Source organism: Saccharothrix sp. CCNWYY140, assembly GCF_037401995.1.
In the GTDB taxonomy this organism is placed as follows: domain Bacteria; phylum Actinomycetota; class Actinomycetes; order Mycobacteriales; family Pseudonocardiaceae; genus Actinosynnema.
The window spans coordinates 48,046-54,727 of record NZ_JBBEGC010000049.1; the positions used below are offsets into that span (position 1 = coordinate 48,046).

Genomic DNA, 6,682 nt, shown 5'->3' on the forward strand with positions numbered 1-6,682 from the left:
CCGCCCGCGGGCGCTAGCTTGGCGTTCATGACCGACTCCCCGGACATCAAGCCCCGCAGCCGCGACGTCACCGACGGTCTGGAACGCACGGCCGCGCGCGGGATGCTGCGGGCCGTCGGCATGGGGGACGACGACTGGGCGAAACCGCAGATCGGCGTCGCGTCGTCCTGGAACGAGATCACGCCGTGCAACCTGTCGCTGGACCGGCTGGCCAAGGCCGGCAAGGACGGCGTGCACGCGGCCGGCGGGTACCCGCTGGAGTTCGGCACCATCTCCGTGTCCGACGGCATCTCGATGGGCCACGAGGGCATGCACTTCTCGCTGGTGTCGCGGGAGGTCATCGCGGACAGCGTGGAGACCGTGATGCAGGCCGAGCGGCTGGACGGCTCGGTGCTGCTGGCCGGCTGCGACAAGTCCCTGCCCGGGATGCTCATGGCGGCGGCCCGGCTCGACCTGGCCAGCGTGTTCCTCTACGCGGGCTCGATCCTGCCCGGCCGGGTCACGCTGTCGGACGGCACCGAGCGCGAGGTGACCATCATCGACGCGTTCGAGGCGGTCGGGGCGTGCGCGCGGGGCCTGATGAGCCAGGCGGACGTCGACCTGATCGAACGCGCCATCTGCCCCGGCGAGGGCGCGTGCGGCGGCATGTACACGGCGAACACGATGGCCAGCGCGGCCGAGGCGCTGGGCATGTCCCTGCCCGGCAGCGCCGCCCCGCCCGCCACGGACCGCCGCCGCGACACGTTCGCCCGCCGCTCGGGCCAGGCCGTGGTGGAGATGCTCCGGTCGGGCATCACCGCCCGGCAGATCATGACCCGCGAGGCGTTCGAGAACGCGATCGCGGTGGTGATGGCCTTCGGCGGGTCGACCAACGCCGTGCTGCACCTGCTCGCCATCGCGCACGAGGCCGAGGTGGAGCTGTCGCTGGACGACTTCTCCCGCATCGGCGCGCGGGTGCCGCACCTGGCGGACGTGAAGCCGTTCGGTCGGCACGTGATGACCGACGTGGACCGCATCGGCGGCGTGCCCGTGGTGATGAAGGCACTGCTGGACGCGGACCTCCTGCACGGCGACTGCCTGACCGTGACCGGCCGGACGGTGGCCGAGAACCTGGCCGACATCGCGCCCCCCGACCCGGACGGCCGCGTGCTGCGCGCCCTGTCCTCCCCGATCCACCGCACCGGCGGCATCACGATCCTGCGCGGCTCCCTGGCCCCGGAGGGCGCGGTGGTGAAGTCCGCGGGCTTCGACACCGACATCATCACCGGCACCGCCCGGGTGTTCGACCGGGAGCGCGCCGCGATGGACGCCCTGGAGAACGGCACCATCAAGGCCGGCGACGCCGTGGTGATCAGGTACGAGGGCCCCAAGGGCGGGCCGGGGATGCGCGAGATGCTCGCCATCACCGCCGCGATCAAGGGCGCCGGCCTGGGCAAGAACGTCCTGCTGATCACCGACGGCCGCTTCTCCGGCGGCACCACCGGCCTGTGCGTCGGGCACGTGGCCCCGGAGGCTGCGGACGGCGGCCCCATCGCCTTCCTCCGCGACGGCGACAAGATCACCCTCAACGTCGCCACCGGCACCTTGGACGTCGACGTGGACGCCACCGAACTGGCCGCCCGCCGCGAGGGCTGGGAGCCGCTCCCGGCCCGGTACACGCGCGGTGTCCTGGCGAAGTACTCGCGCCTGGTGGGTTCGGCCAGCGGAGGCGCAGTCTGCGGGTGACTCTTCGGCGGGCACTTAAAGATGCGCAAAGCGAGGACACCCGAGAAGTGTGAGCGTTAACGTGCCCACGTGATCTTTCTTCGGGTTGTCCGGGTCATCCTCATCGTTCTGGGCATCGGCACAGCGGCCTTGGGGATCATCTTGATCACCGTCGACGCCCGGATGTCGGGTGGCCCCATCGCGGCATCGTGGAGCTGCAAGTCCGAAGGCACCGGCACCGCCGCCCGCATGAACTGCAAAACCGAGTCGGCGACCTACGCGGGACCGGGCGGCTTGGTCGACACCCTGAGCTTCCTCAGCCTGACCATCGGCGGCGTAGCCCTGATCGGCGCAGCAGTGGCCATCGGCCAATTCGACCGCCCCCGCACCCCGACCGCCCCCAAGCCCACCCCGATGGGACCCCCACCCCCACCACCCGGCCACGTCCCCCAGCAGGCACCGGGCCGCCCGTGGTGACGACTCCGGTCGGTTAACCGGGTCAGCCCTCGCGGCGCTGGAAGGTCACGGACACCTCGAACGTCGCCTCCGCGCCGGCGCGCGACAACAACACGCCCGCCTCGGCGGTCAACCGACCCGGTGCCCGACCTCCTCCCCGAGATCCTCAGGGCCGTCGTCGGCATGTGGTCCACCCCGCTGCGCCGCTCCGCGCTCACCATCCTGGCGGGCAGGGTCGCGGCATCCCCCGAAGCCGTCGACCCCGACACCATCCACCCCACGTGGACGGCTGCATTGCGAACCGTCTCCGCACACCCCCGACCCGTGCAGGTGCACGAAGTGGCCGCGCTCGCCGCTATGGGATCGCCCTCCGGCGCGTCCGGGCGGGTGGCGTTGCGGGCGTTCGCGTCGGCGTTGACCAAGGTCGGCACGTGGTGGGATTGATTCCGGTCAGGGTCGCACTCGCTTGGTTTCGTAGGCCCAGATGGCGATCTGGACGCGGTTGCGGGCGCTGATCTTGTTCATGAGGCTCGCGAGGTGGAACTTGACGGTGCTGAGGCTGACGTGGAGTTCGTCGGCGATCTCGGCGTTGGTCAGGCCCCGGGCGACGGTCAGGGCGACCTCTTCCTCCCGGTCGGTCAGGGGTGTGAGGGGTTGGGGGCGCTTCGAGGGGGACGCCGAGTCGGCGAACGTTGCGAGCAGACGGGCGGTGACGCTGGGGGCGATGAGGGCGTCGCCCTCGGCGGCGGCGTGGATGGCTTGGACCAGCAGGTCGGGTCCGGCGTCCTTGAGCAGGAAGCCCCTGGCGCCCGCTTTCAACGCGCCGCTGACGTGTTCGTCGGTGTCGAAGGTGGTGATGACGACCACGGCCATCGGGTCCGCGACGTCGGGTCCCGCGAGCAGGCGGGTCGCCTCGACGCCGTCGAGGTGCGGCATCCGGATGTCGAACAGGCACACATCGGGGCGCAGCCGGCGGGCGAGCGTGACGGCCTCGTTGCCGTTGGCGGCTTGGCCGATCACGTCGATGTCGGGTTGGCCGTTGAGGATCGTGGTCAGGCCCGCTCGGATGATGTCCTGGTCGTCGGCGATGAGGACGCGCAGGGTCATGTGTGGGCCTCTCGCCTCGGGATCACCGCGTGGACCGTCCAGCCGTGGTCGGGGCCTGGCCCGGCTTCCAGGGTTCCCCCGAGCAGTGTGACGCGCTCGGCCATGCCCACAAGCCCGTAGCCCGGCACGCGGGAGTTGGACAGTCCGCGCTCACCGTCGTCTGTGACACTCAACCGCACCGTGTCGGCGCCGCCTTCCACGAGGACGTGAACTCGGGTCGCGTGCCGTGCGTGACGCTTCGCATTGGTGATCGACTCCTGCGCAACCCGGTACAACGCCGCCTCAACCGAGGGCCGCAGCCCGTCAAGATCACCGCACCTCTCGACCTCGATCCGCAACCCCTCGTCTCCTGCCGCCGCCAACCCCTCGATATCGGCCACACCACGCTGGGCGAACACCTCAGGTGTGCCCCGGCGCAGGGACCCGACCATCGAGCGCATCTCGGCCAGCGTGCGCGACGCTTCCCCCTCGATGACTTCGAGAGCCTTGGCAGCTCCGTCCAGGTCCCGGGAACCGGCCAGGAACCGCCCCGCCTGCGCCTGGATGGCGATAGCGGAGACGTGATGGGCAACGGTGTCGTGCAACTCCCGAGCCAGCATCTCCCGCTCCTCGAACCGAACCCGCTCGACCCGTTGCGTGCGAACGATCCGCCGATAGCGGACCAGGACGCCCAGCGCAGCGGGGAACAACAACACGACCAGCCCGCCGGCGGCGTAGGTGACACCGGGAAAGTCGGTCGTCACGACAACAAGCCACTCCAGCAACACGATCGCCAACCCGATCGCCGCCTGCCGCCCGGTCCCCCACCGAAACAGCGAGTACACAAGCACCACGACGAACATGCCCGCGTTCAGCGAAAAAGCCTCACCGCCGCTAAGGATCGCCGCCAGGTCAACCAGCATCAACCCGCCAAACCCCACCCCCACCGCAGCAAGCGGACGCACCCGCCGCCACAACATCGTGAACGCCAACACCGCACCAGCCACAAGCCCAAGGAGCCGCCACACCCAGCCATCACGAACGACGACCTCCCCCACCGCCGCCCCCAAGACCCCCACGGCAAGCACCCAGTCCCGCCACACACGACCCGGCGGACTCCCCCCACCAGGCTCAATCCGCAACCACCCGGGCACTCTCCTCACCGGCCACAGAGTAGGGCTTGGCAGGAGACGCCGGATCGACCAAGAAGCCAGCCCCGCCGCCGGCCGATCGGCCAGGCCAACTCCACCCAAGACCCCGGGGCGCCACACACCCGACGTGATGACACTGGGATCTCCCAACCAGGAGGAGCCCGGCGATGACGCGAAGGCAGTACCAAAACACCCCGATAGACGTGAAGCTGGTGCTCTGCGCCCTATGGGTCACAATGCTCTTCGTCTTCGCCTACGTAGACATCTTCGGCCTCTACCGCGCCGACGTCCTCACCGCCGCACTGGACGGCAAGGTGGCGAACACACCTTTCACGATCAACCAGACGTTCCTGACCTCAACCTTGATCTACATCCTGCCATCAATCCTGATGGTGATCCTGACCCTCGTCCTCACACCACGGGCCAACCGAACCGTCAACATCGCGGTCAGCGCGCTCTACATGATCACCATCATCGCGTCGTGCATCGGCGAGACGTGGATCTACTACCTGGTCGGCAGCCTCATCGAAGTAGCCCTCCTCACCATCATCACCCGAACCGCCTGGAAATGGCCCCCACCACCAGCCACCCCCTCGCAGCCATGACGGCCCGCCTGCGCCACCACCACCGACAACAGCCCAAGACCCGCTCAGGCCACCGCTCCCGCACCGCAACCAACACGCTCTCATGCCGATGGGCGGATAACGGGCTGCGTGCGGGTGGATCCGCGCGTAGGTTCAGCGGACTCGGTCGACCCGGCGGGAGACGGAGACCCGGTCGGCTGTCAGTCGGAGAATGGTGATCGTGTGTTGGACGAGGACCTGTCGGAACTGTGGCGGCGGCAGTGGCCCGAGTGCCTTCCGTTGGCCCACGACCTGAAACACGCCTACCACGACCGATGGGCGCGTTTCCACAGCCTGCCCGGATCCAAGCGCTATCCCGACACCCCCGCCGAGTACGACATCGTGCTCCGCCGCTACAACACAGTCCTGGACGAACTCTTCCGCGGACAGGAAGTCCGAGTCGTGACCACCGATTGGTCGGACGCACCCGGACCCGTGGAGCAGTCCGCGCAGCACGCGCTCTGGAACCCCGGTGCCCGTCACTGGACATCCGTGCCCACCGACCCGGACGAGACCGACCCGGACTTCATCACCTACACCCACCTGCACGCCTCTCGCGTGTCCTGGCGATCCGGCCTCCTGGACGACCTGCTCCGCGCCGTGGCCCAGGACAACGCCTCGGGCGTGATGATCACCAGCCTGACGTTCGACCGCGTCCACCACCCCTACGACGGCGGCGCCGACATCCTCCTCCCCACCACCACCGAACGCGACGCCCTCGAACTCCGACACACGGACTGGCTCTCCACCCACCCCTCGGGACTCTGAACACCCCGACCAAGCCCGGCAGCGTGCCCCGGTGTCGCCGAGCGGGCGGAGGGTGTCGCTGCGGCTTCCCGACCAACCTCGTCGTCGCGGGTCCGCGGACTACCAAGCACAGCTGATCCGACGTCACTGGCCGTCTCGACGGACGGCCCAGTGTGGGATGGCGAGTGTCTCGGCCTCCTGCCCGCAGCGGGGCACAGCCTGGCCCGCATCGACGTCTGAACGGCGGTCGATCCCAGCCCTCAAGCAGCGCCGTGACGACCGCGGCGGCGACACCGGCCAGGCTCGCGCTCCGCACCCTTCTCGGTGAAAGCGAAAGGCGGGGGACCTGGAGGTCCCCCGCCTTTGCCGAAGGCGGTGCTGGATCAGCCGACTCGGACGAGCTGCCACTGTTGGTTGGCGCCGCCCGTGTCGCTGTACTGGACGACGTTGGCGCCGTCTGCTGTCGAAGAGCCCTGGATTTCGACGGCCTTGTTGCTGTTGCGGTTGATCAGCTTGTAGTAGCCGCCCGACTCCACCGCGCGGAACTGCTGGTTCGTGCCGCCGTGGTCGGCCCACTGCTGGATCGCGGCGCCGTCGGCGGTCGACGAGTTGGGCACGTCGAGGACCTTGCCGGAGTGGCGGGACTTGACGCGGTAGTAGCCGTCACCGGAGTCGACGAACTGCCACTGCTGGTTGGCGCCGTCGTTGCGGGTCCACTGGGTGATGCGTCCGCCGTCGGTGGTGGCCTTGCCGTACACGTCCAGCGCCTTGACGCTGTTGCGGTTCACCACCACGTACCACGCGGTCGGGTCGATACCGGTGGGCGGCGTCGAGCCCCCGTTGAGCGCGTTGAGGACGGCGGTGTAGGCGGGCTTCTTGTTGCCGTTGCCGTCGAACAGCAGCGGGGTGCCGTAG

The 6,682-nt window shown here is 69.3% G+C and carries 8 protein-coding genes; 5 read left to right on the top strand and 3 right to left on the bottom strand.

Annotated features, from left to right (window positions below; all coding sequences use genetic code 11):
• Positions 1-27: 27 nt before the first annotated feature.
• The 3 genes from ilvD to WBN91_RS21720 all read left to right on the top strand — a co-directional run bounded on the left by ilvD (position 28) and on the right by WBN91_RS21720 (position 2,604).
• The gene (ilvD, locus tag WBN91_RS21710) at positions 28-1,725 is read left to right on the top strand and encodes a dihydroxy-acid dehydratase (RefSeq protein ID WP_337725917.1); all 1,698 of its coding nucleotides are present in this window, start codon (positions 28-30) and stop codon (positions 1,723-1,725) included.
• 69 nt (positions 1,726-1,794) lie between these two features.
• Positions 1,795-2,181: a hypothetical protein gene (locus tag WBN91_RS21715; RefSeq protein ID WP_337725916.1), complete on the top strand. Its 387-nt coding sequence runs from the start codon at positions 1,795-1,797 to the stop codon at positions 2,179-2,181.
• Between the two features lie 120 nt (positions 2,182-2,301).
• Positions 2,302-2,604 carry a hypothetical protein gene (locus tag WBN91_RS21720; RefSeq protein WP_337725915.1) on the top strand — a complete coding sequence of 101 codons (303 nt, stop codon included), beginning with the start codon at positions 2,302-2,304 and terminating at the stop codon, positions 2,602-2,604.
• A 6-nt stretch (positions 2,605-2,610) separates the two neighbouring features.
• Here the strand turns inward: WBN91_RS21720 and WBN91_RS21725 are convergent, their stop codons facing one another.
• Both WBN91_RS21725 and WBN91_RS21730 read right to left on the bottom strand, forming a co-directional pair.
• On the bottom strand, positions 2,611-3,267 hold the full coding sequence (locus WBN91_RS21725; RefSeq protein ID WP_337725914.1) for a response regulator transcription factor: 657 nt from the start codon (positions 3,265-3,267) through the stop codon (positions 2,611-2,613).
• Positions 3,264-4,304: a sensor histidine kinase gene (locus tag WBN91_RS21730; protein ID WP_337725913.1), complete on the bottom strand. Its 1,041-nt coding sequence runs from the start codon at positions 4,302-4,304 to the stop codon at positions 3,264-3,266. Before WBN91_RS21730 ends, WBN91_RS21725 begins: the two co-directional genes overlap by 4 nt.
• A gap of 296 nt (positions 4,305-4,600) precedes the next feature.
• Between WBN91_RS21730 and WBN91_RS21735 the strand changes: the two genes are divergently transcribed.
• Together WBN91_RS21735 and WBN91_RS21740 are read left to right on the top strand one after the other, a co-directional pair.
• Positions 4,601-5,002, top strand: coding sequence for a DUF6326 family protein (locus WBN91_RS21735; protein ID WP_337729397.1), 402 nt, complete (start codon positions 4,601-4,603; stop codon positions 5,000-5,002).
• Positions 5,003-5,203: 201 nt separating this feature from the next.
• Positions 5,204-5,788 (top strand): DUF3885 domain-containing protein, encoded by a 585-nt coding sequence (locus tag WBN91_RS21740; protein ID WP_337725911.1) that lies wholly within the window; start codon positions 5,204-5,206, stop codon positions 5,786-5,788.
• Positions 5,789-6,150: 362 nt separating this feature from the next.
• Here WBN91_RS21740 and WBN91_RS21745 read toward each other — a convergent pair.
• Positions 6,151-6,682 (bottom strand): RICIN domain-containing protein (locus tag WBN91_RS21745; RefSeq protein ID WP_337725910.1); only part of this gene is annotated, 532 nt, incomplete at its 5' end.